The following is a 22185-nucleotide window of genomic DNA, read 5'->3' on the forward strand; positions in this document are numbered from 1 at the left end:
CCATCATGCCGGGATTTCCTTAATGCGACGTGGACGTACATTTTCATGGAAAAGCTTGCTCGCCCCCGCCTGATGCCGCAAGAATAAATCGTGGCGGACGCCACTTTTAGCCTTATAGCAATGCGACGGCGGCTTACAAATTTCTCTCCCAGGCTCACATTGTACACAAGTCCAAAAAAGAAATATAACCCATTGATTTTTTTGGAATTTCCCATCAAGCAAGAATATCGGTTAAAATACGAACACTTGCTCACACCGATTGCCAGACAATGGCCCCATCTTGCGCACGGCGGATAACCGTTGCAAGCTGCGGCCAACTACTGGCAAAAGTAGAAATAACTACAATGGTTCCGGCTTGGGCGAGACACCGTGAGCAGCCTCGTTCCAAGCGCCGGGTTTACAAGCTTGGGTTTGCGTCCAACCAAACGACGCGAACACCCGATAGAGAAGTAGAAATCCACGCCATGAAAAAAGTCCTGATCGCCTCCGCAGCGGCAGCTCTGCTGTCCGGTTTTTCCGTCCAAGCAGAGACACTGCGTTTTGGGGTTGACCTCAACTACCCGCCGTTCTCCAAACAAGGCGCCGATGGCAAGCCGCAAGGTTTCGACATCGACATGGCCAATGCCCTTTGCGCCGCCATGAAAGTCAGCTGTCAAATCGTTCCGCAAGACTGGGACGGTCTGATTCCCGCCCTCAACGCCAACAAATTCGACGCCATCCTGTCCTCGATGCAGATCACAGAGGAACGCAAGAAAGCCGTCGACTTCAGCCGCAAGTACTACAACATCGCCAGCCGCATCGTGGCCAAGTCCGGCACCGCCGTCGATCAGAACAGCTTCAAGGGCAAGAAAATCGGCGTGCTGCGCGCGTCCACCCAAGAGAAGTTCGCCAAGGACTACTGGGGTAAATCCGGCGCCACCATCGTACCGTACGCCAAGTCGCCCGAATCTTTCCTGGACCTGAAGTCCGGCCGCGTTGACGCTGTATTCGTCGACGGCGCCGTCGGCGACCAGGAGTTTCTGAAAACCGCCAACGGCAAGGGCTACGCCTTTGTCGGCCCGAACTACGCCGACGTCAAATACTTCGGCCTGGGCGCGGGCATCGCCGTCAAGAAAGGCAACAAAGCGCTGGCCGATCGCCTGAACAAAGCGATAGACCAGGTGCGCAAGGACGGCAGCTACAAGAAAGTCCAGGACAAGTACTTCAGCTTCGACGTCTACGGCGGCTAATCCCCTCAGCTATCGCACCCGTCCCGGCCGAGCGCCCTAAGGCGCTGGGCGGCTTGCTGCCGCCCGCTCCACGCTCAAGCCGGGACTTTTTTGTTCGGCCCCACTTTGGTAGGCCGAGCAAGGACCGGCCTTGCGCGCAAGGCTGATGAATGAGGCAGTAACACCATGTTTTTGCAAGGTTACCTTCCCAGCATATTGCAAGGAGCGGTGCTCACATTGCAGCTGGCCGGCTCAGCACTGCTCGTATCCATCGTGCTGGGCCTGATTGGCGCGTTGTTCAAGTCCGCCCATTCCAAACTACTGGTCTGGCTGGCGGAGCTCTATTCCACTGTGGTCCGGGGCGTACCCGACCTTGTCTGGATGTTTCTGCTGTTCTTCGGCGTCCAGATGATGATCAATGATTTTTGCGGCCGCATGGGCTGGGAAAGCCCCAACATTGATCCCTTCGTCGCCGGCGTGCTGACTCTGGGCTTCATCTTCGGCGCCTATATGACAGAAACCTTCCGCGGCGCAATGATGGCGGTGCCCAAAGGTCAAATGGAGGCCGGCATGGCCTACGGCATGACGCCGCTGCGCGTCTTCTTCCGCATTACCGTGCCGCAAATGGTCCGCTTCGCCCTGCCCAGTTTCTCCAATAACTGGCTGGTGCTGGTCAAATCCACCGCTCTGGTTTCGGTCATCGGTCTCAACGACGTGATGTACCGCGCCGATGCGGCCAAATCCACCACTCAGGAACCCTTCACCGTCTATCTGATCGTGGGCCTTCTGTTCCTGGCGATCACCGGCGTTTCCAACCTATTGCTGGGCAAACTGGAAAAACGCTATTCGCTGGGCGTCAAGGAGAGCGGACTGTGATCGATTTCCAACTGATTCTGGATAAACTGCCCGCCTTTTTCGGCGGCGGCGACGGCCACGCCGTCATGAGCACCCGCGACGGCCTGCTGATGACGCTGGAACTGCTGTTCATCTCCCTAGCCTTGGGCATGGCGATGGCCGTGCCGATGGCGCTGATGCAAGTCTCCAAAAACCGGCTGGCATCCGGCGCTGTCCGCGTCTATGGCTACGTTTTCCGCGGCACGCCGCTCTTGGTGCAGCTATTCATCATCTACTACGGCCTGGCCCAATTCGGCTGGGTCCGCGACAGTTGGGCCTGGAACTACCTGCAGGAGGCCTATTTCTGCGCCATCCTCGCCTTCACTCTGAACACCGCGGCCTACACCACGGAAATCATCGCCGGCCAGATCAGAAACACCCACTGGGGCGAGATCGAAGCCGCCCAAGCCATGGGCATGAGCAAATGGCTGATGATGCGCCGCATCGTGCTGCCCTCGGCGCTGCGCCGCGCGCTACCCGCCTACAGCAACGAAGTCATCATGATGCTGCAAAGCACCGCAATCGCCGGCTTGGTCACGCTGGCGGACATCACCGGCGTAGCCCGCCGCATCTACGCGGACAGCTACATGGCCTTCGAGCCCTTCCTCACCGCAGGCGCCATTTACCTTGCGCTCACCTTCCTGCTGGTCTGGTTGATGAAGCAGGCGGAAAAACGCTGGCTGGCCTATCTGGCGCCACGCAAGCACTAATGCGGATAGCGATACAGGAACATCATCATGCACACACCCACCGATAAGAATCTGAAGCTGCAAGTCAGCGACCTGCATAAGAGCTACGGCTCTCACGAGGTGCTGAAAGGCGTATCGCTGACCGCTCACGCCGGCGACGTCATCAGCATCATCGGCTCCTCCGGCTCAGGCAAGAGCACCTTTCTGCGTTGCATCAATATGCTGGAGCAACCGAACAGCGGCCGCATCCTCGCCGCCGGCGAAGAGCTGAAGCTGGTCTCAGACCGGAAAACCGGCGCGCTCAAGGCCGCCGACGCCCAGCAATTGGCCCGCATCCGCACCAAGTTAGCCATGGTGTTCCAGCACTTCAACTTATGGGCGCATATGACCGTGCTGGAAAACATCGTCGAAGCGCCTATCCACGTATTGGGGCTCAGCCGTGACGAAGCCTGCGCCCGCGCGCGCAAATATCTGGAGAAGGTGGGCCTGCGCGGCGTCGAAGACAAATACCCGGCCCACATGTCCGGCGGACAGCAGCAGCGCGTCGCCATCGCCCGCGCGCTGGCGATGGAACCGGAAGTCATGCTGTTCGACGAACCCACCTCTGCGCTGGACCCGGAACTGGTTGGCGAAGTGCTGCGGGTCATGAAGGACCTGGCCGGCGAAGGCCGCACCATGGTGGTTGTCACCCACGAAATGGGCTTCGCCCGCGAAGTATCCAACCACGTCATTTTCCTGCACCAAGGCAAGATAGAAGAGCAAGGCCACCCCAAGGAAGTGTTGGTCCGCCCGCAGAGCGAACGATTGGTACAATTCCTCTCCGGCAGCCTGAAATAAATCGTACAATAGAAAAATGTCGCACACCATGCCGGCCTCATGCCCGGCATGGTGTGTTTTTGTAATCTCCATCCTTCGCCGCGAAAACCAATGGGTCAGCATCCGTCCCACCCCGCCAAGCCACTGCCACTGCGCTACGGCTTTCTGCTCTTGCCCCATGCCTCAATGGCCGATTACGCCATCGCCTCCGAGGTCCTGCTGCACGCCAATTGGCTGGCGGAGAAAAAGCTCTACGAAACCCTGCTGCTCTCCCTGGATGGACAAGCTGTGCCGCTCTCCAACGGCACGCGGTTAGCTGTGGACCTGCCCCTGGACGGCGCCCCCAAGCTGGACTGCCTGCTGGTCCTGGCGGACGACATCAATCCGGACTTCAGCCTGGACGCCTTGAGCAAAGGGCTTACCGCCTGCGGCCCGGATAAAATCCAACTGGGCGGCATAGGCTGCGGCAGCTACTGGCTGGCCCGCACCGGGCACTTCAATGGCCTGCGTGCCACCACGCACTGGCGCGAGATCAGCCGTTTCACGGAAGAGTTCCCGGACGTCATCACCTCGTCCAATCTGTTTGAGATCGACGGCAAACGCCTCAGTTGCGCAGGCGGGGCGGCCACCTTCGACTTCATGCTGACCCTGGTCGGCAATCAGCACGGCCACGAGTTTGTCGCTCAGCTGTCAGAATTATTCAGCATGGAACGCATCCGTCCCGGCAATGAGCGCCAACGCATTCCACTGGCCACTCGCATCGGCGGCAGCCAACCAAAGCTGACCGAGGCGGTCAGCCTGATGGAGGCCAATATAGAAGAGCCGCTCAGCACCGACGACATCGCTTACTATGTTGGCGTCTCCCGCCGCCAGCTGGAGCGCCTGTTCAAGCAATACCTGAGCACGGTGCCGTCCAAATACTATCTGGAACTGCGATTGAGTCGAGCGCGCCAATTGCTGCAGCAAACCAGCAAATCCATCGTGCAGATCGGCCTTGCCTGCGGCTTCTCCAGCGGCCCCCACTTCTCCAGCACCTACCGCAATCATTTCGGCATCACCCCGCGCGAGGAACGCTCGCACCGCACTCAAACCGCGGTCCCTGCCGCCAAAAACTAGGCCACTCAGACGCCCGCCCCGCAGCCATCCGGCGACGGCACAGAAGAACGCTCCGGCTCGCCCTGTCGCGACAGCGGCAACTCAATCCGAAAGCAAGCGCCGCTGGCAGGAATGTTCTCCGCCGAGATCAAGCCACCATACTGCTCCACAATCGTCTGGCAGATCGACAACCCAAGCCCCATACCGTTCGGTTTGGTCGAAAAGAATGGGTGAAACAACACTTCCAACGAGTTCGGCGTGATGCCGCGCCCGGTATCGCGCACCTCAAGAATCGCCTTCTTGCCTTCACGCCGGGTATGCACGATCACATGGCGCTTCATCATTGGCTCATCGCGCAATGCGTCCATTGCGTTCGATAGCAGGTTCAGCACCACCTGCTCCAACTGTATGCTATCGGCCAACACGGCGACAGGATAGCCCGACAACAACTGCACGACCTCGATGCCCCGCTCCTTCAGGTCGTACTCGGCCAGGAACATACAATTGCCAACCACCTGATTCAAGTCGATCAGCCGCGTCTCAATCGCCCGCTTGCTAACCAAGGCGCGCAGGCGCTTGATGATCTCCCCGGCCCGTTCCGCTTGCGCCACTGCCAACCGCAGCGCGGCATTCACCTGGGACGGAGCCTCCTCCACTCCCTCCAACAACTGGATACTGGCCTGGCAATAGTTAGCGATCGCCGTCAATGGCTGGTTCAGCTCGTGCGCGATGCCGGACGCCATTTCACCCATCGTATGCAACCTGGCAACATGAGATAGTTTCTCCAAATGCTCTTTAACCTTGCTCTCGCTGGCCTCCAACGCCGCCACCGTTCGCTGCCGCAAGGGCCCCAGATCGCGTAAAGCGCACACAACGCCGATCAAACCGCCCTCTCGAGAGAACAGCGGCGACACACCCCCTTCAACCGAACGAATCAGTCCTCTCGCCGACGTCAGCTGCATCCGCTCCGCCAACACCACCGGTTGGGCGGTCCGGAAACACTCGCGGATTGGGTCCTCCGCCAACTCCGCGGCTAATTCGGCCTGTAAATGGAACACCTCGTGACAAACCCGGCCAACCACCTCGTCCACCGCCATCCCCATTAGTTCCAAAGCCATCGGGTTAGCCAGTTCGATTGCATGATCCTGGCGCAAAATAATCACACCATCGTGAATCGCGCTCAGCGTAACGGATGCCCGCTCGCTTTGAAGAAAGATCGCCTCGTCCGATTGCTGACGTTCATGTCGTAAAGCCATGCGTTGCAAGTGAACCAAACCAGCGAACACGAAAAAAGCCAACAACAACGACTGCTGCCACAACCACGGTAACAGCGCCAAATCCGTTACCCTGACATCTCTGGCCACACTCAGCACAAAAGACTGCGCCACGCTTGAAAGCGGGAGTCTAGCCTCCAGGCGACGCAACACTGGCCACCAATCACGCTCGGATGAAGCATGCAGACGTTGGAACAGCGGTGCCCTAGGCGCAACGGCGCCCTCCTGGTACAAGGCCAAATCCAATCCGGGCAGCAAACTCTCCAAGGCCTGCGCCTGCAACAGGCGATCGCAAAATACAACCAAGCCCGCCACGCCCACCAACTTGCCCAGCGTCTTCTCCCTATCTTCGAATAAGGGCTGGAACAAGAAATAAGCCCGCCCTCCCCCCTCGTGCAACTCGAAAGCCCCGCTAGCCACCCGCTGCCCTGTCTCCAAAGCCCTGCTCAATGCCGGTCGGAAATAGGCATCACCCAAAATATCGTAGCCAAACATCGGGCCGGCCTCTGGCCGATCGGGCTCCAACATTGAAATCACTAATGACTGCGAACGCACGACGGCCGGTCGCCACGCACGGCTTCCCGCCACATCGAAATCGCGAATGTAAAAAGTTTCACCGAATTTTCCGCTCATCTGACGCAAAAAGAGCGACCGCTCCGCCAAAGGCACGCTTTGAAAAAAAATAAAGGAATGAAGCTGCGGATAGTGAGGCAATAATTCACGCACAAAAGTAGACAACTCGGACGCCTCAAACGGCCGGCTAGCCGCCATCAGCGCGTCTACAGAGGACAGCACCGACTCATTCTGATCCAGCTTGCGCGCCACCATTGCGTGCGCCCGCTGCGCCACTGACTCAAACTCGTCCCTCAAACGCTGCAGCTCTCCCATCCCCCACAGCACCGTCACCAACAACGCGCAGAGGGCCCAGGCCAATACAAATAAATGCACGCCGTCCCGCCTGAAATTTCTCAAAATTCCCGCCTCGATTCCCGATCTTGATGCTGGAATTCTATTCATTACCAATAGGTTTTGCTGAGTAATTAGACGAATTTTCAGTAAAAATAAGTGAAAATCCAGAACAAAAAAGAACAATGGCTTAATAATCAAGGAGAAAGCCAAAGGGATGAAGAACAGGAAAAGAAGTTTAATCGCACCGACCGAACGGCGGCACAAATGCATAAAGCCCAGCTCGTCTGAGCTGGGCTTCGCAATCGGGCGTCTGGCGGTGTCCTACTTTCACATGGCGAATGCCACACTATCATCGGCGCTAAGGCGTTTCACGGTCCTGTTCGGGATGGGAAGGCGTGGGACCACCTCGCTATGGCCACCAGACATAAACTGGTACAAACTAGAAGAAGCCTGAGTTGATGTTTCATCAACCCACATATATTCGGTATTCAATTGTGTCGCACAACCACTATCTCATCGTCTCTCGGTTACCCAAGACACTCAAATGATAGGATCAAGCCTCACGAGCAATTAGTATCGGTTAGCTTAACGCCTCACAGCGCTTCCACACCCGACCTATCAACGTCCTGGTCTCGAACGACTCTTCAGGAGGGTCAAGCCCTCAGGGAAGTCTCATCTTCAGGCGAGTTTCCCGCTTAGATGCTTTCAGCGGTTATCTCTTCCGCACTTAGCTACCCGGCAATGCGACTGGCGTCACAACCGGTACACCAGAGGTGCGTCCACTCCGGTCCTCTCGTACTAGGAGCAGCCCCCGTCAAACTTCCAACGCCCACTGCAGATAGGGACCAAACTGTCTCACGACGTTTTGAACCCAGCTCACGTACCACTTTAAATGGCGAACAGCCATACCCTTGGGACCGGCTACAGCCCCAGGATGTGATGAGCCGACATCGAGGTGCCAAACACCGCCGTCGATGTGAACTCTTGGGCGGTATCAGCCTGTTATCCCCGGAGTACCTTTTATCCGTTGAGCGATGGCCCTTCCATTCAGAACCACCGGATCACTATGTCCTGCTTTCGCACCTGCTCGACTTGTCGGTCTCGCAGTTAAGCTACCTTTTGCCATTGCACTATCAGCACGATTTCCGACCGTACCTAGGTAACCTTCGAACTCCTCCGTTACACTTTGGGAGGAGACCGCCCCAGTCAAACTGCCTACCATGCACTGTCCCCAATCCGGATCACGGACCAAGGTTAGAACCTCAAACACACCAGGGTGGTATTTCAAGGACGGCTCCATGAGAACTAGCGTTCCCACTTCATAGCCTCCCACCTATCCTACACAAGTCTGTTCAAAGTCCAATGCAAAGCTACAGTAAAGGTTCACGGGGTCTTTCCGTCTAGCAGCGGGGAGATTGCATCTTCACAAACACTTCAACTTCGCTGAGTCTCAGGAGGAGACAGTGTGGCCATCGTTACGCCATTCGTGCGGGTCGGAACTTACCCGACAAGGAATTTCGCTACCTTAGGACCGTTATAGTTACGGCCGCCGTTTACTGGGGCTTCGATCAAGAGCTTGCACCCCATCACTTAACCTTCCAGCACCGGGCAGGCGTCACACCGTATACGTCCACTTTCGTGTTGGCACAGTGCTGTGTTTTGTTAAACAGTCGCAGCCACCGATTCTCTGCGACCTCTCAAAGCTCCTCCCGCGGGGGATTCACTCTAAGAGGCATACCTTCTCCCGAAGTTACGGTATCAATTTGCCGAGTTCCTTCTCCTGAGTTCTCTCAAGCGCCTTAGAATTCTCATCCTGCCCACCTGTGTCGGTTTGCGGTACGGTTCTTATGCAGCTGAAGCTTAGTGGCTTTTCCTGGAAGCGTGGTATCAGTCACTTCAGGTCCGTAGACCCTCGTCATCACGTCTCGGCCTTAAGGGAAGGCGGATTTGCCTACCTCCCCAGCCTACCGGCTTAAACAGACTATTCCAACAGTCTGATGACCTAACCTTCTCCGTCCCCACATCGCACTGCATAAAAGTACGGGAATTTTAACCCGTTTCCCATCGACTACGCTTTTCAGCCTCGCCTTAGGGGCCGACTCACCCTACGCCGATGAACGTTGCGTAGGAAACCTTGGGCTTTCGGCGAGCGGGCTTTTCACCCGCTTTATCGCTACTCATGTCAGCATTCGCACTTCTGATATCTCCAGCATCCCTTACGAGACACCTTCTCAGACCTACAGAACGCTCCCCTACCATCTGCACTTACGTGCAAATCCGCAGCTTCGGTTATCAGTTTGAGCCCCGTTACATCTTCCGCGCAGGACGACTCGACCAGTGAGCTATTACGCTTTCTTTAAATGATGGCTGCTTCTAAGCCAACATCCTGGCTGTCTAGGCCTTCCCACTTCGTTTACCACTTAACTGATCATTTGGGACCTTAGCTGGCGGTCTGGGTTGTTTCCCTCTTGACGATGGACGTTAGCACCCACCGTCTGTCTCCCATGCTCGCACTTTCCGGTATTCAGAGTTTGCCATGGTTTGGTAAATCGCAATGACCCCCTAGCCATAACAGTGCTTTACCCCCGGAAGTGATACATGAGGCACTACCTAAATAGTTTTCGGGGAGAACCAGCTATCTCCGAGTTTGTTTAGCCTTTCACCCCTATCCACAGCTCATCCCCTAGTTTTGCAACACTAGTGGGTTCGGACCTCCAGTGCGTGTTACCGCACCTTCATCCTGGCCATGGATAGATCACTCGGTTTCGGGTCTACGCCCAGCAACTAAAACGCCCTATTCGGACTCGGTTTCCCTACGCCTCCCCTATTCGGTTAAGCTCGCTACTGAACGTAAGTCGCTGACCCATTATACAAAAGGTACGCAGTCACGGAACAAGTCCGCTCCCACTGTTTGTATGCATCCGGTTTCAGGTTCTATTTCACTCCCCTCCCGGGGTTCTTTTCGCCTTTCCCTCACGGTACTGGTTCACTATCGGTCGATCATGAGTATTTAGCCTTGGAGGATGGTCCCCCCATCTTCAGACAGGATTTCTCGTGTCCCGCCCTACTTATCGTACGCCTAGTCCTTGGAATGTGTTTTCGTGTACGGGGCTATCACCCACTATGGCGGTCCTTTCCATGAACCTTCCACTAACACAATCCATAACACGTACAGGCTCTTCCGCGTTCGCTCGCCACTACTAACGGAATCTCGGTTGATTTCTTTTCCTGCAGCTACTTAGATGTTTCAGTTCGCTGCGTTCGCCTCCTCGTGCCTATGTATTCAGCACGGGATCTCCTTGCGGAGGGGTTTCCCCATTCGGACATCGCGGGATCAAAGCTCTATTGCCAGCTCCCCCGCGCTTTTCGCAGGCTTACACGTCCTTCTTCGCCTATGATCGCCAAGGCATCCACCAGATGCACTTAGTCGCTTGACCCTATCATTTCAGTAACCTGGATCACTAAAACAACAAGTTGTGTTTGTGCGACGACTACACCGCCCCTTTTGATATGGCGACGTAGCCTAGATACAATCAAATACCCAAGATGACGATCCAGCCAATGAAGAGTTAACTCCATCGTCCTTCTCGCCGTCTTTATATATTCGGCTTCTTCAGTTTGTTAAAGATCGGGCGTTAAAAATACAACGCAAACACAACCAAGCTGTTTTGCAAACTCGCTTGTGTTTGAGTTGTGGTGGAGGATGACGGGATCGAACCGACGACCCCCTGCTTGCAAAGCAGGTGCTCTCCCAACTGAGCTAATCCCCCTCTTTTTGCCTTATGCAGCGTTGCTCAACAGCTCATGTACAATTGTACATTTCGCTATTTCGCGCCTTGCCTAAGCCAAAAATTACGTATCGCTACGCAAATTCTTGGTGGGTCTGGTTGGACTCGAACCAACGACCCCCGCCTTATCAAGACGGTGCTCTAACCAGCTGAGCTACAAACCCATTTCTCGGTCAGCCATCGCTGGCTGACACGCCCTTAACTACAAATAACCGATAGGCTGTAAGTACTCGATCAACAACCTTCTCTAGAAAGGAGGTGATCCAGCCGCAGGTTCCCCTACGGCTACCTTGTTACGACTTCACCCCAGTCATGAATCCCACCGTGGTAAGCGGCCTCCTTACGGTTAGCCTACCCACTTCTGGTGAAACTCACTCCCATGGTGTGACGGGCGGTGTGTACAAGACCCGGGAACGTATTCACCGCAGCATGCTGATCTGCGATTACTAGCGATTCCGACTTCACGCACTCGAGTTGCAGAGTGCGATCCGGACTACGATCGGTTTTATGAGATTGGCTCCACCTCGCGGCTTCGCGACCCTCTGTACCGACCATTGTATGACGTGTGAAGCCCTGGTCATAAGGGCCATGAGGACTTGACGTCATCCCCACCTTCCTCCGGTTTGTCACCGGCAGTCCCATTAGAGTGCCCAACTTAATGATGGCAACTAATGGCAAGGGTTGCGCTCGTTGCGGGACTTAACCCAACATCTCACGACACGAGCTGACGACAGCCATGCAGCACCTGTGTTAACGCTCCCTTTCGGGCACCACCACATCTCTGCGGCGTTCGTTACATGTCAAGACCAGGTAAGGTTTTTCGCGTTGCATCGAATTAATCCACATCATCCACCGCTTGTGCGGGTCCCCGTCAATTCCTTTGAGTTTTAACCTTGCGGCCGTACTCCCCAGGCGGTCAACTTCTCGCGTTAGCTTCGCTACCAAGGATTCAAACCCCCAACAGCTAGTTGACATCGTTTAGGGCGTGGACTACCAGGGTATCTAATCCTGTTTGCTCCCCACGCTTTCGTGCATGAGCGTCAGTGTCATCCCAGGGGGCTGCCTTCGCCATCGGTATTCCTCCGCATCTCTACGCATTTCACTGCTACACGCGGAATTCTACCCCCCTCTGACGCACTCTAGTCGTGCAGTCTCCAATGCCGTTCCCAGGTTAAGCCCGGGGCTTTCACATCAGACTTGCACAACCGCCTGCGCACGCTTTACGCCCAGTAATTCCGATTAACGCTTGCACCCTACGTATTACCGCGGCTGCTGGCACGTAGTTAGCCGGTGCTTATTCTTCCGGTACTCTCAGCCCCAGTAGGTATTAACCACTGGGATTTGCTCCCGGACAAAAGTCCTTTACAACCCGAAGGCCTTCTTCAGACACGCGGCATGGCTGGATCAGGCTTGCGCCCATTGTCCAAAATTCCCCACTGCTGCCTCCCGTAGGAGTCTGGGCCGTGTCTCAGTCCCAGTGTGGCGGATCATCCTCTCAGACCCGCTACTGATCGAAGCCTTGGTGAGCCTTTACCCCACCAACTAGCTAATCAGACATCGGCTGCTCGTATAACGTGAGGCCTTACGGTCCCCCACTTTCCCCCTCAGGGCGTATGCGGTATTAATCCGGCTTTCGCCGAGCTATCCCCCATTACACGGTACATTCCGATGCATTACTCACCCGTTCGCCACTCGTCAGCGGTGCAAGCACCCTGTTACCGTTCGACTTGCATGTGTAAAGCATGCCGCCAGCGTTCAATCTGAGCCAGGATCAAACTCTTCAGTTCAATTCCAAGCAAATTTTCTGGCACGCAAGATCAAAGAAACATCGAGACATTTCTCGTCTTGCAGTGCAAGTGTTTGGTCATCGACCGAGCACTTACACCTATCGGTTATTCGTTCTGTTAAAGATCGGTGCAGATTGCTGCGTTTCGTTTCCGTCGCTGCGTTGTCTGCTGAGGAGGCGAACTATACGTCACGCCCCTAAACTCGTCAACACCTTTTGCGACAAAAACCTCAACAACTGCGGGCCAGGCCGGGCAAACCCTTGATGCGGCAATGAATATCCATAAAGGGTATTTGCCAACTCCCGCCCCATGACCCGACTATCCATAAAAAACGGGCCGGCGAAACGCCGGCCCGTTGCTCCCTAGATACACCTATTTATATAGAAGCGCCTCCGAAAGATCAGTCCTCGCTACGACGCTTACTGCTGCTCCGACGCGTTGACGGCTTGCGTTGACGCGGGGCAGGCGGAGTCTCCTCAACTGAAGGCTTGCGAACCATAGCACCAGACTTGTCCGCAGAAACCTCGACTGCCGGCGCAGACGCCGCAGGCACCGACTTGGATGCCGCAGACCGCTTAACAACGGGTTTGGCCGTCGCTGGCGTCGCGGCAGCGACTTTCGGAACCGCCTGGTTCGACACGGGCTTATTTTCAACAGGCTTGCCCGCGGCGCTAGCTGCTGGCTTACTCGCTACTGGCTTACTCGCTACTGGCTTACTCGCTACGGGCTGATTCACCACTGGCTTAGGCACCGGCGATTGGACAGCCCCCCGGCTTCGCCCCTTGGGCGCAGCCGGCAATGCAGAGGGCTTCGCTTCCACGGGCTTGGACTCGGAGCCCCTACGCGGACCAGCTGGGCGCGCCCCAACACTACGCGCGGGAACCGGTCTCGGGATCTGCAAGTCACCCTCTTTGACCAGAGCGAAGTCGACTTGGGCACTTTCCAGGTTAGCGCTCATTACCTTCACAGTCAGAGTATCGCCCAAGCGGTATTGCATGCCGCTTTTCTCCCCGACGATCGCCTGGACGTCCTTCTTGAAGTGGAAGTAGTCCTTGCCCAACTCCGAGATATGCACCAAACCCTCGACATACACATCATCCAACAACACGAATACGCCAAAGCTGGTCACCGCACAGATCTTGCCCTTGAAGATCTCACCCACCTTGTCTCGCATATAGTAGGTTTTCAGCCAGGACTCCACATCACGGCTGGCATCGTCCGCCCGGCGTTCGGTCATTGAACAATGCACGCCCAGTTGCGCCCACTTGCCAGGCTTGTATTTACCGCCTTTAAGTACAGCCTTGATCGAGCGATGCACCAACAGGTCCGGGTAGCGGCGAATCGGAGAAGTGAAATGAGCGTAGGCCCCGTAAGCCAGACCAAAGTGGCCGTTATTGTCCGGGGTATAAACCGCTTGCTGCATGGAGCGCAGCAACATGGTCTGCAGCACCGGCGCGTCGGGCCGTCCATGAATCTGCTCGGCCAATTTGGCATAGTCTTTAGCGGTGGGTTTTTCACCGCCGCCCAAGCTCAAGCCGACCAGGCGCAGATAGTTGCGCAGATTCTCCAGCTTCTCTTCAGTCGGCCCCTCATGCACCCGATACAAGGCTTTGTGCCCGTTCTTCTCCAGGAAATCAGCGGCACAAACGTTGGCCGCCAGCATGCACTCTTCAATCAGGCGGTGAGCGTCGTTGCGCACAACGGGCACGATGCGTTCGATCTTGCCCGCGTCGTTGAAGATCATCTGAGTTTCCACCGAGTCGAACTCGATCGCCCCGCGCTGACTGCGCGCCGCAAGCAACACCTTGAACAACGAGTACAAGGTCTGGATCTGCGGCAACACCGGACTGTCGCTTCCCTTCTGAATCCACTCCCAAACCTGGTTGTAGGTCAACCTCGCCTTGGACAGCATCACCGCCGGATAGAACTGATAGCGCTTGACCACGCCCTTGGCGTTGATCTGCATATCGCAGACCATACACATCCGCTCCACATCCGGATTCAGCGAGCAGATCCCGTTGGACAGGGCTTCCGGCAGCATCGGAATGACGCGGCGCGGAAAATAGACCGAAGTGCCGCGGTTAAGCGCTTCCTGATCCAAAGCGTCGCCGGGCTCTACGTAAAAGCTGACGTCGGCAATCGCCACGATCAAACGGAAGCCCTTGCCCTGCTTCTCCGCATACACGGCATCATCGAAGTCGCGCGCGGTTTCACCGTCTATCGTCACCAAGGGCAGATCACGCAGGTCGACTCGATCCTTGGTCCAATCTTTCTTACGCACCTTTTTCGGTGTCGCCTTTGCTTGCGCCAACGCTGCCTCAGGGAATTGATGAGGCAGATCGTGCTTACGCAGCGCGATCTCGATTTCCATTCCGGGATCGGCGTAATTACCCAACACTTCCACTACTTGGCCAACAGGCTGACGGTAGGCATCCGGATATTGAAGGATTTCCACCATGACTACCTGGCCGTCCTTGGCGCCCGCCTCTCCACCCGGCTCAATCAGAATGTCGTGGTTGATGCGGCGGTCTTCCGCCGTCACCACCCACACGCCCCGGACACGGTTGATGCGGCCGACCAACCGCGTCACCACATGATCCAACACCTCGACGATCTTGCCTTCCTGCCGGCCTCGGCGATCAAGGCCGGACGGGCGGACCATCACCCGATCGCCATGCATCGCTTTTTTCATTTCCCGCTCTGGCAGGAAAATATCTCCGCCCTGGCCTTCGCTTTCATCCGGGATGGCAAAACCGTAGCCATCGCGGTGACCGGACACTTTGCACTTGATCAAGTCCAGCTTTTGAGCGACGCAGACTGCGCCTTTGCGATTGATGATGACTTCGCCGTCTCGCTCCATTGCCCGCAAGCGGCGTTCGAAATAAATAGATTCAGCTCGCGTAATCGACAACATGCGCGCCAATTCATCAGGAAATAGCGGCACCCCCTGCTCGGCCAAAATCTTTAAAACGAACTCTCGGCTCGGCAAGGGATTGGAATATTTAAGTTTTTCCCGTTCCAGGAAGGGGTCCTGTTCGCGGAGGGACAGGGTCTTTTGTTTTTTTTGTGTTCTAGCCATTGACACCCTCAAGAATATGTCTATAATTCGCATCTCGTTGCAGAGATGCAGCGAAATAATACAGCAAAGCGAAGCCCAGGTGGCGGAATTGGTAGACGCACTAGGTTCAGGTCCTAGCGCCCGCAAGGGTGTGGAAGTTCGAGTCTTCTCTTGGGCACCACTGATTTACTCTATTGTAATCGTGATGCTCGCTCTGTATAGTAACAATCTGGTTGGCCCAGGTGGCGGAATTGGTAGACGCACTAGGTTCAGGTCCTAGCGCCCGCAAGGGTGTGGAAGTTCGAGTCTTCTCTTGGGCACCAACAGTTTAATTGACTCCGATGATGTTTATATCGTAGTCCAGTAGTGAAACAATTTAAGTTTTATGCCCAGGTGGCGGAATTGGTAGACGCACTAGGTTCAGGTCCTAGCGCCCGCAAGGGTGTGGAAGTTCGAGTCTTCTCTTGGGCACCAATAAACCCCCGTTGATTTATGATCAACGGGGGTTTTGCATTTTCCCTTCAGCGCGAGGCCAACTCTTCCCCGGCTCGCGGATCCAACGTAGCGAACATCAGGCCGGACAACATGGTCAAGGCGCCCATAATGGCGAAAGCCCAGGCGAAATCGATCACGGTCAAGGCTGCATGCCCCTGCAACCCGCTCACTCCCTGCACAACAAAAGCCCCTGCCGTCACCCCGCAACCCGCAGCCAACTGCTGCGCTACCCCTGAAAGACTGGTGGCATGGCTCATGCTTCCCGCCTCAACCTCGGCAAAAGAAATCGCGTTCAGGCTGGTGAACTGCAAAGAGCGGAGACAACCTCCCAATACGAAGACCAGCAACATCCAAACATAGCTCGGCGCCTCGTAGAACAATGCATACGCCGCGATGGAAAGGCCCGCCAACACGCTATTAACCATCAATACCCTGCGGAAACCGTAACGCCGCAATATGCGCATCACCAGCGTCTTCATGAAAATGGCGCCCACCGCGGTAGAACAGGTCAGCAAACCGGAGACAAAAGGATTGAGACCCAGGCCCAGTTGTAACATCAGTGGTAACAAGAAGGGCGTGGCGCCGATGCCGACTCGGAACACGAAGCCGCCTACCACGCCGGCATGAAAAGTGGGCAAGCGCAACAAGGACAAGTCCAGCAAGGCATGAACCGCGCGACGATAATGCAGCAGATAAAGCCACAGCAAACCGGCGCCAATCACCGCTAGCAGCGCCGACCATTGCGCCGAGATCAAATGCTTGCCTTCGGAAGCCAGACCCAGCATCAACAAGGACAAACCGACTCCGCTCAAGGCAAAGCCCAGCCAGTCCAGCGGCGGCACTTGTTCGTCCTTCAAGTCTTCGATGTGACGCTTGGCAAGCACCCAGCCCAGCACGCCAATAGGAATATTGATCAAGAATATCCAGCGCCAGTGCAGATAGGTGCTGATGAAACCACCCAAGGGTGGCCCGATGACCGGCCCCAGCAAAGCGGGAACCGTCAAATAACTGAGCGCCCGCACCAAATCCGCTTTCGCCGTGGTGCGCAAAATCACTAAACGCCCCACCGGCACCATCATTGCGCCGCCGATACCTTGCACAAAGCGCGCCAGCACAAAGCCGCCCAATGTATTGCCAAGCGCGCACAACACCGAACCCAATACAAAAACGGCAATAGCAGCGCGGAAAATACGCCGCGAGCCAAAACGGTCCGCCATCCAGCCGCTAATGGGGATAAACACGGCCAAGCCGACCAGATAAGACGTCAGCGCCAACTTCAAACCAATCGGCTCAACCAACAGGTCGCGCGCGATAGCCGGCAAAGAGGTGGAGATCACGGTGGCGTCCATGTTCTCCATGAACAAGGCGGTGGCCACGATCAACGGGGTCACCATGCCGGCGGCGAGCTTAAGCTGCATGACGATAAAATTTCAGGAAAGGAAACGCCAGTGTAGCACCGGCTGCCGCTGGGACAAGGAGACAGGGCGGCGCAAATGATGTCGAAACGTAAAGCGAAAGCCGGGGCCGCTCTCAAGCGACCGGGAGACAAAACAGACGTCGCCCTTCCCGCGCGCTCTGCTCCCCCTGTTCCAGCAAGGCCATCACTCTCCACGCTTCCCTCGCCGTCACCGGATTAGACCCCAAGCCTTGCGCGGCGCGAGCCACCCCACGGTAGAAATCGCAATAATCGCCCAAGGGCGACGGCCGCGGCTCCCTCATTTCTCCGTCGTCCCGCTGACGGAACAAGACGCCCGGAGCAAGGTCCACGCCCCAGCCCGTTTCGCCAGGGCGGCCGCCATGCTTCAAATAGTCTTCCTGACTGTCCAAGCCGAATTTGACGTAACTGGCGAGCGTACCGTGCAAACTAAAGCGCGGAGCCCCGCCGCTGACCAAGCAGGAGCCGTGCAGCACCGCCTGATACTCCGCATAGCCCAGCTGTACGTGAAAGTAGTCCGTCGCCTGCGCCCCTGCCCTTTGTTTGAACAAGCTTGCATAAATCGTCTGCGGCCAGCCCAGCAACTGCAAGGCCTGATCGAGCAAGTGCGGTCCCAGGTCGTACCACAGCCCTGCTCCCGGTTGGTCCTGCTCGCGCCAACGCGCGCGGACCTGCGGCCGATAACGGTTGAAATGGGACTCGAAATGGCTGAGCGCCCCCAGCTCACCGCCAGCCAACAAGGCCTTGAGCGCCAGAAAATCAGCATCCCAACGTCGATTGTGAAACACCGATAACAGCGGGCTGCCCGGCCGCTCAGCCATCAAGCACAACTCCCGCGCCTCCGCCTGCGTTACTGTGAACGGCTTGTCCACCACCACGTGCTTACCTGCCATCAAACCCGAGCGCGCCTGCGGATAATGCAATCGGTTGGGGCTGGCGATAACAAGCATATCGATGGCGGGGTCAAGCAAGGCCTGCTCTAAACCGGCCAGCACCGGCACCTGCGGCCAATCCGCCCTCACCTCGTCCGGCCGGCTGCTGACCACGGCGGCCAGCTTCAGCTCGGGCGTGGCGGAGATCAAGGGCGCGTGAAAAGTCTTGCCTGCATAACCGTAGCCCACCAAGGCGACATTCAATGGCTGCATGTGTTTTGCTTTCGGAAACCAGAATCCAAACAGTCTACGCCCGCCGCGAGCATGAAAAAACCCGCCTGGCAGGCGGGTTTCCGGCGATGAGCCAAATCGGACTTAGAGACCGAAGGGATGACGCATCACGATGGTTTCTTCACGGTCAGGACCAGTGGAGATGATGTCCACAGGCGCGCCGCACACTTCCGCGATACGGGTCAGGTAAGCCTGGGCGTTGGCCGGCAGATCTTCCCAGCGCTTGGCGCCGAAGGTGCTTTCGCTCCAGCCGGGCATGGTTTCATATACCGGCACGCACTTGCTGACCGCGTCGGAGCCAAACGGCAGGATATCCACCTTTTCACCGTCCAGGGTGTAACCCACGCACAGTTTGATCTCTTCCAGACCATCCATCACATCCAGCTTAGTCACGCACAAGCCGGACACACCGTTGATCTGGATAGAACGCTTGAGCGCGGCGGCGTCGAACCAGCCACAGCGGCGCGGGCGGCCGGTGACCGAACCGAATTCATTGCCGCGTTTGGCCAGGAACATGCCGATATCGTTCTCTTGCTCCGTCGGGAACGGACCAGAACCCACGCGGGTGGTGTAGCCCTTCACGATGCCCAGCACATAGTTGAGCATTTGCGGAGCCACGCCGGCGCCCGGCGCTGCGGCGCCGGCCACGCAGTTGGACGAGGTCACGTACGGATAGGTGCCGTGGTCGATGTCCAGCAGGGTGCCTTGCGCGCCTTCGAACAGCAGCGGGATATCCGCCTGGTTCATGTCGTACAGGGTGCGGGATACATCGGCCACCATCGGCTTGATGCGCTCGGCCAGTTTCAAGGTGTCGGCCAGGATGGCGTCGAAGCTCACCGGCTCAGCCTGGAACAGCTTGGTCAGCATGAAGTTGTAGTATTCGACGTTTTCCTTCAACTTTTCGGCAAAGCGTGCGGTGTCGAACAGGTCGATCACCTTCAAGGCACGGCGCGCCACCTTGTCTTCATAGCAGGGGCCGATGCCGCGGCCGGTGGTGCCGATCTTGCCGGCGCCCTTGGCGGCTTCGCGAGCCTGATCCAAAGCGACGTGGTACGGCAGGATCAGCGGGCAGCCTTCGGAAATTTTCAGGCGAGCGGCGACGTTAACGCCGGCGGTTTCCAGCTCGTCGATCTCCTTGAGCAAGGCTTCCGGGGACAACACCACGCCATTGCCGATAAAGCACTCGACATCATCACGCAGAATGCCGGACGGAATCAGGCGCAGCACAGTTTTCTTGCCGCCCACCACCAGAGTGTGGCCCGCGTTGTGGCCGCCTTGGAAGCGAACCACGGCACGCGCGTGGTCGGTCAGCCAGTCAACGATCTTGCCCTTGCCTTCATCACCCCACTGGGTACCGATCACGACAACGTTCTTGGACATTGGAAAAAACCTCTTCTTCAGTCAGATTCAAAAATCAGTTAAATGAAACCACATGCCAATCCGAGCCGTCCGGGGTCAGCTCGCGATCACAATTCAAAGCCTGGGCGGACTCGCCCAGATAATCAATCACCACCATTTCGCCCGCCTCGCGCAGGCGAGCCACTTCGGCCCGCGCCTGGGGCCAGTGCTTGCCGGCCAGGCGAATCCCCCTGACCGAGCCTTGCTCGGGCAGGATGCGGATCAAGTCGCGCAAATCCAGACTGAAGCCAGTCGCTGGTCGGGCGCGGCCAAAACGGCGGCCGACATTATCGTAGCGCCCGCCGCGCGCCAACTCCTCGGCCCAGCCCTCAGCATAGGCTGCGAACAGCAGACCGTTGTGATACTGAGTGCCGCGCAATTCGGTCAGATCGAAACTCAGGGCCACCCGGCCCTCCAGCGCCTTAGCTACCGCGGACAGCTGCATCAAGCCAAGCTCCACCTCGGGCAAGGACGGTAGACGGGAGCGCGCCCGGTCCAGCTCTTCGATCGGACCATACAATTCCGGCAAGGCCAGAAAAGCGCTGCGGTACGGTTCGGCGACATCGCAGACCAACTCGCGAATGCTGGCCAAGTCCTTGCTCTGCAGCTTGGCGAACAGCGCCCGGCTGGTCTCCCCCGACAAACCGGCGGCGGCGGCAATGCCGCGATAAATCGCCATATGCCCGATGTCCAGCCGCAGGCCGGACACGCCGGCGCGCTCCAAGGTGCCCAGCATCAATTCGATGATTTCCAGGTCAGCCTCGATGCCGGCGTAGCCGTACAACTCCGCCCCCACTTGCAGCGGCTCGCGGGAGCTGGCCAGGCCGTCCGGCCGGGTATGCACCACGCTGCCGGCGTAGCACAGCCGAGTCACTCCGGTGCGCTCGCCAAGCAGATGCGCATCAATGCGGGACACTTGGGGCGTGATGTCGGCGCGCAAGCCCATTTGTCGGCCGGACAACTGATCGTCCAGCTTGAAGGTTTTGAGCTCGAGCGAAGCGTCTTCCTCGCTGACCAGTGAATCGATGTACTCGATCAGCGGCGGCAGCACCAACTCGTAGCCCGCCACGCGAAAGCCTTCCAGCATCGCCGCCTTGGCGGACTCCACCTGGCGCGCGGTGGCGGGCAGAATATCCGCGATGTATTCCGGTAACAGCCAATTACGCATGATTCTTTTCAACAGAATAAAAGGCGGGAAGCCCCCGCCTTGTTATCAGCAAACTGGCCAGGTCGCCCCGGCCAGTGTTCCATACTCCGATTGTTTTGCGTGGCGTCTTTCGCCAGCCTTGACCGTTTACTTGGCCTTGGCCGCTCCAGACTGCGGGTTCTTGAAATACTTGAAGAACTCGCTGCTCGGCTCCAGCACCAAGACGTCGCTCTTGTTCTTGAACGACTCCTTGTAGGCGTCCATGCTGCGCCAGAAGGCGTAGAAGTCCGGGTTCCTGCCGTAAGCCTCGGCGTAGATCGCCGCCGCCTTGGCATCGCCCTTGCCCTTCAAGTCCTGAGCCTGGCGATACGCTTCGGCCAGAACCACTTCGCGCTGCTTATCCGCTTCAGCCCGGATACGCTCTGCGTCCGCAGCGCCCTCGCTGCGCAACTGGCTGGCTACGGTGCGGCGCTCGGACTGCATGCGATCGAAAACCGAACTGCTTATTTTATCCGGAAAATCGACTCGTTTTAAGCGCACGTCGAGAATTTGTACGCCTATTTTACGCGCATCCGCGTCCGCGCGCTTGCGAACTGTATCCATCACCTGGTCGCGCTTGCCGGAAATGACGTCGGCAACCATCTTTTGGCCGAATTCCGCGCGCAGCCCGTCATTGATGGTCTGTTTCAAACGCGCCACAGCGGCGGCCTCGGAGCCCACGCTCTTATAGAACTGCTCAACGTCCACCACCCGCCATTTGACGAAACTATCCACCAACACGTTCTTTTTCTCGCGGGTGTTGAACAATTCCGGCGCCTCGGCGTCGATGGTCTGCACGCGGCGATCGAAATAACGCACGTTCTGCAACAGCGGCACCTTGAACTGGATGCCCGGCTCCTTGATGATGCGCACCACTTCGCCAAACTGGAAAACCAGCGCGTATTGGCGCTGATCCACGGTGAACAGCGACAGGCTGGCAACAAATAGCACACCGGCTATGGCAACTACAGTCGGAATCAGTCTATCCAT

Annotated in this window: 12 protein-coding genes, 5 tRNA genes and 3 rRNA genes; 8 read left to right on the plus strand and 12 right to left on the minus strand. The window is 57.1% G+C overall.

Going from position 1 to position 22185, the window contains the following annotated elements; translation table 11 throughout:
- Positions 1-464: 464 nt before the first annotated feature.
- From GYH29_RS16725 to GYH29_RS16745, 5 genes are all read left to right on the plus strand, one after another.
- Positions 465-1229 (plus strand): ABC transporter substrate-binding protein, encoded by a 765-nt coding sequence (locus tag GYH29_RS16725; protein ID WP_019101151.1) that lies wholly within the window; start codon positions 465-467, stop codon positions 1227-1229.
- Positions 1230-1394: 165 nt separating this feature from the next.
- The gene (locus tag GYH29_RS16730) at positions 1395-2084 is read left to right on the plus strand and encodes an ABC transporter permease (protein ID WP_019101150.1); all 690 of its coding nucleotides are present in this window, start codon (positions 1395-1397) and stop codon (positions 2082-2084) included.
- Positions 2081-2812, plus strand: coding sequence for an ABC transporter permease (locus tag GYH29_RS16735; protein WP_043594264.1), 732 nt, complete (start codon positions 2081-2083; stop codon positions 2810-2812). Before GYH29_RS16730 ends, GYH29_RS16735 begins: the two co-directional genes overlap by 4 nt.
- 27 nt (positions 2813-2839) lie before the next feature.
- Entirely contained in the window at positions 2840-3628 is a 789-nt protein-coding gene (locus tag GYH29_RS16740) for an ABC transporter ATP-binding protein (protein ID WP_043594267.1), read from the plus strand.
- Between the two features lie 90 nt (positions 3629-3718).
- On the plus strand, positions 3719-4723 hold the full coding sequence (locus GYH29_RS16745; protein WP_043594269.1) for a GlxA family transcriptional regulator: 1005 nt from the start codon (positions 3719-3721) through the stop codon (positions 4721-4723).
- A 5-nt stretch (positions 4724-4728) separates the two neighbouring features.
- Here GYH29_RS16745 and GYH29_RS16750 read toward each other — a convergent pair whose 3' ends face one another.
- The 7 genes from GYH29_RS16750 to rnr form a co-directional block, all read right to left on the minus strand.
- Entirely contained in the window at positions 4729-7155 is a 2427-nt protein-coding gene (locus tag GYH29_RS16750; protein ID WP_161524157.1) for an ATP-binding protein, read from the minus strand.
- Positions 7156-7193: 38 nt separating this feature from the next.
- A 5S ribosomal RNA gene (gene rrf / locus GYH29_RS16755) occupies positions 7194-7308 on the minus strand.
- Positions 7309-7434: 126 nt separating this feature from the next.
- Positions 7435-10322, minus strand: a 23S ribosomal RNA gene (locus tag GYH29_RS16760).
- Between the two features lie 257 nt (positions 10323-10579).
- Positions 10580-10655, minus strand: a tRNA-Ala gene (locus GYH29_RS16765).
- 105 nt (positions 10656-10760) lie between these two features.
- Positions 10761-10837: transfer RNA gene (locus GYH29_RS16770), tRNA-Ile, on the minus strand.
- Between the two features lie 87 nt (positions 10838-10924).
- Positions 10925-12460 (minus strand): 16S ribosomal RNA (locus GYH29_RS16775).
- The 16S, 23S and 5S rRNA genes sit together here with 2 tRNA genes alongside, the layout of an rRNA operon.
- A 400-nt stretch (positions 12461-12860) precedes the next feature.
- Complete coding sequence (rnr, locus tag GYH29_RS16780) at positions 12861-15539, minus strand: ribonuclease R (RefSeq protein ID WP_161524158.1); 2679 nt, start codon at positions 15537-15539, stop codon at positions 12861-12863.
- Positions 15540-15612: 73 nt separating this feature from the next.
- Here rnr and GYH29_RS16785 point away from each other — a divergent pair.
- The 3 genes from GYH29_RS16785 to GYH29_RS16795 all read left to right on the plus strand — a co-directional run bounded on the left by GYH29_RS16785 (position 15613) and on the right by GYH29_RS16795 (position 15992).
- Positions 15613-15699: transfer RNA gene (locus GYH29_RS16785), tRNA-Leu, on the plus strand.
- A gap of 55 nt (positions 15700-15754) precedes the next feature.
- A tRNA-Leu gene (locus tag GYH29_RS16790) sits at positions 15755-15841 on the plus strand.
- Between the two features lie 64 nt (positions 15842-15905).
- Positions 15906-15992, plus strand: a tRNA-Leu gene (locus tag GYH29_RS16795).
- A 47-nt stretch (positions 15993-16039) separates the two neighbouring features.
- Here GYH29_RS16795 and GYH29_RS16800 read toward each other — a convergent pair.
- The 5 genes from GYH29_RS16800 to hflC form a co-directional block, all read right to left on the minus strand.
- Positions 16040-17431: an MFS transporter gene (locus tag GYH29_RS16800; protein WP_232060413.1), complete on the minus strand. Its 1392-nt coding sequence runs from the start codon at positions 17429-17431 to the stop codon at positions 16040-16042.
- Positions 17432-17543: 112 nt separating this feature from the next.
- The gene (locus GYH29_RS16805; protein WP_019104361.1) at positions 17544-18593 is read right to left on the minus strand and encodes an oxidoreductase; all 1050 of its coding nucleotides are present in this window, start codon (positions 18591-18593) and stop codon (positions 17544-17546) included.
- A gap of 102 nt (positions 18594-18695) precedes the next feature.
- Positions 18696-19991: an adenylosuccinate synthase gene (locus GYH29_RS16810; RefSeq protein ID WP_019104360.1), complete on the minus strand. Its 1296-nt coding sequence runs from the start codon at positions 19989-19991 to the stop codon at positions 18696-18698.
- A gap of 34 nt (positions 19992-20025) precedes the next feature.
- Positions 20026-21177, minus strand: a complete 1152-nt coding sequence (locus GYH29_RS16815; RefSeq protein WP_043594438.1) for an ATP phosphoribosyltransferase regulatory subunit — start codon at positions 21175-21177, stop codon at positions 20026-20028.
- Between the two features lie 126 nt (positions 21178-21303).
- The gene (gene hflC / locus GYH29_RS16820; RefSeq protein ID WP_039756762.1) at positions 21304-22185 is read right to left on the minus strand and encodes a protease modulator HflC; all 882 of its coding nucleotides are present in this window, start codon (positions 22183-22185) and stop codon (positions 21304-21306) included.

The sequence above is a fragment of the Chromobacterium haemolyticum genome (genome assembly GCF_009936155.1).
Taxonomy (GTDB): Bacteria; Pseudomonadota; Gammaproteobacteria; order Burkholderiales; family Chromobacteriaceae; genus Chromobacterium; species Chromobacterium haemolyticum.

Excerpts from the sequence above, each read along its gene's own strand:
- GYH29_RS16725 (WP_019101151.1), top strand. The coding sequence starts at position 465 with ATGAAAAAAGTCCTGATCGCCTCCGCAGCGGCAGCTCTGCTGTCCGGT.
- GYH29_RS16730 (WP_019101150.1), top strand. The coding sequence starts at position 1,395 with ATGTTTTTGCAAGGTTACCTTCCCAGCATATTGCAAGGAGCGGTGCTC.
- GYH29_RS16740 (WP_043594267.1), top strand. The coding sequence starts at position 2,840 with ATGCACACACCCACCGATAAGAATCTGAAGCTGCAAGTCAGCGACCTG.
- GYH29_RS16745 (WP_043594269.1), top strand. The coding sequence starts at position 3,719 with ATGGGTCAGCATCCGTCCCACCCCGCCAAGCCACTGCCACTGCGCTAC.
- GYH29_RS16750 (WP_161524157.1), bottom strand. The coding sequence starts at position 7,155 with ATGCATTTGTGCCGCCGTTCGGTCGGTGCGATTAAACTTCTTTTCCTG.
- rnr (WP_161524158.1), bottom strand. The coding sequence starts at position 15,539 with ATGGCTAGAACACAAAAAAAACAAAAGACCCTGTCCCTCCGCGAACAG.
- GYH29_RS16800 (WP_232060413.1), bottom strand. The coding sequence starts at position 17,431 with ATGCAGCTTAAGCTCGCCGCCGGCATGGTGACCCCGTTGATCGTGGCC.
- GYH29_RS16805 (WP_019104361.1), bottom strand. The coding sequence starts at position 18,593 with ATGCAGCCATTGAATGTCGCCTTGGTGGGCTACGGTTATGCAGGCAAG.
- GYH29_RS16810 (WP_019104360.1), bottom strand. The coding sequence starts at position 19,991 with ATGTCCAAGAACGTTGTCGTGATCGGTACCCAGTGGGGTGATGAAGGC.
- GYH29_RS16815 (WP_043594438.1), bottom strand. The coding sequence starts at position 21,177 with ATGCGTAATTGGCTGTTACCGGAATACATCGCGGATATTCTGCCCGCC.
- hflC (WP_039756762.1), bottom strand. The coding sequence starts at position 22,185 with ATGGATAGACTGATTCCGACTGTAGTTGCCATAGCCGGTGTGCTATTT.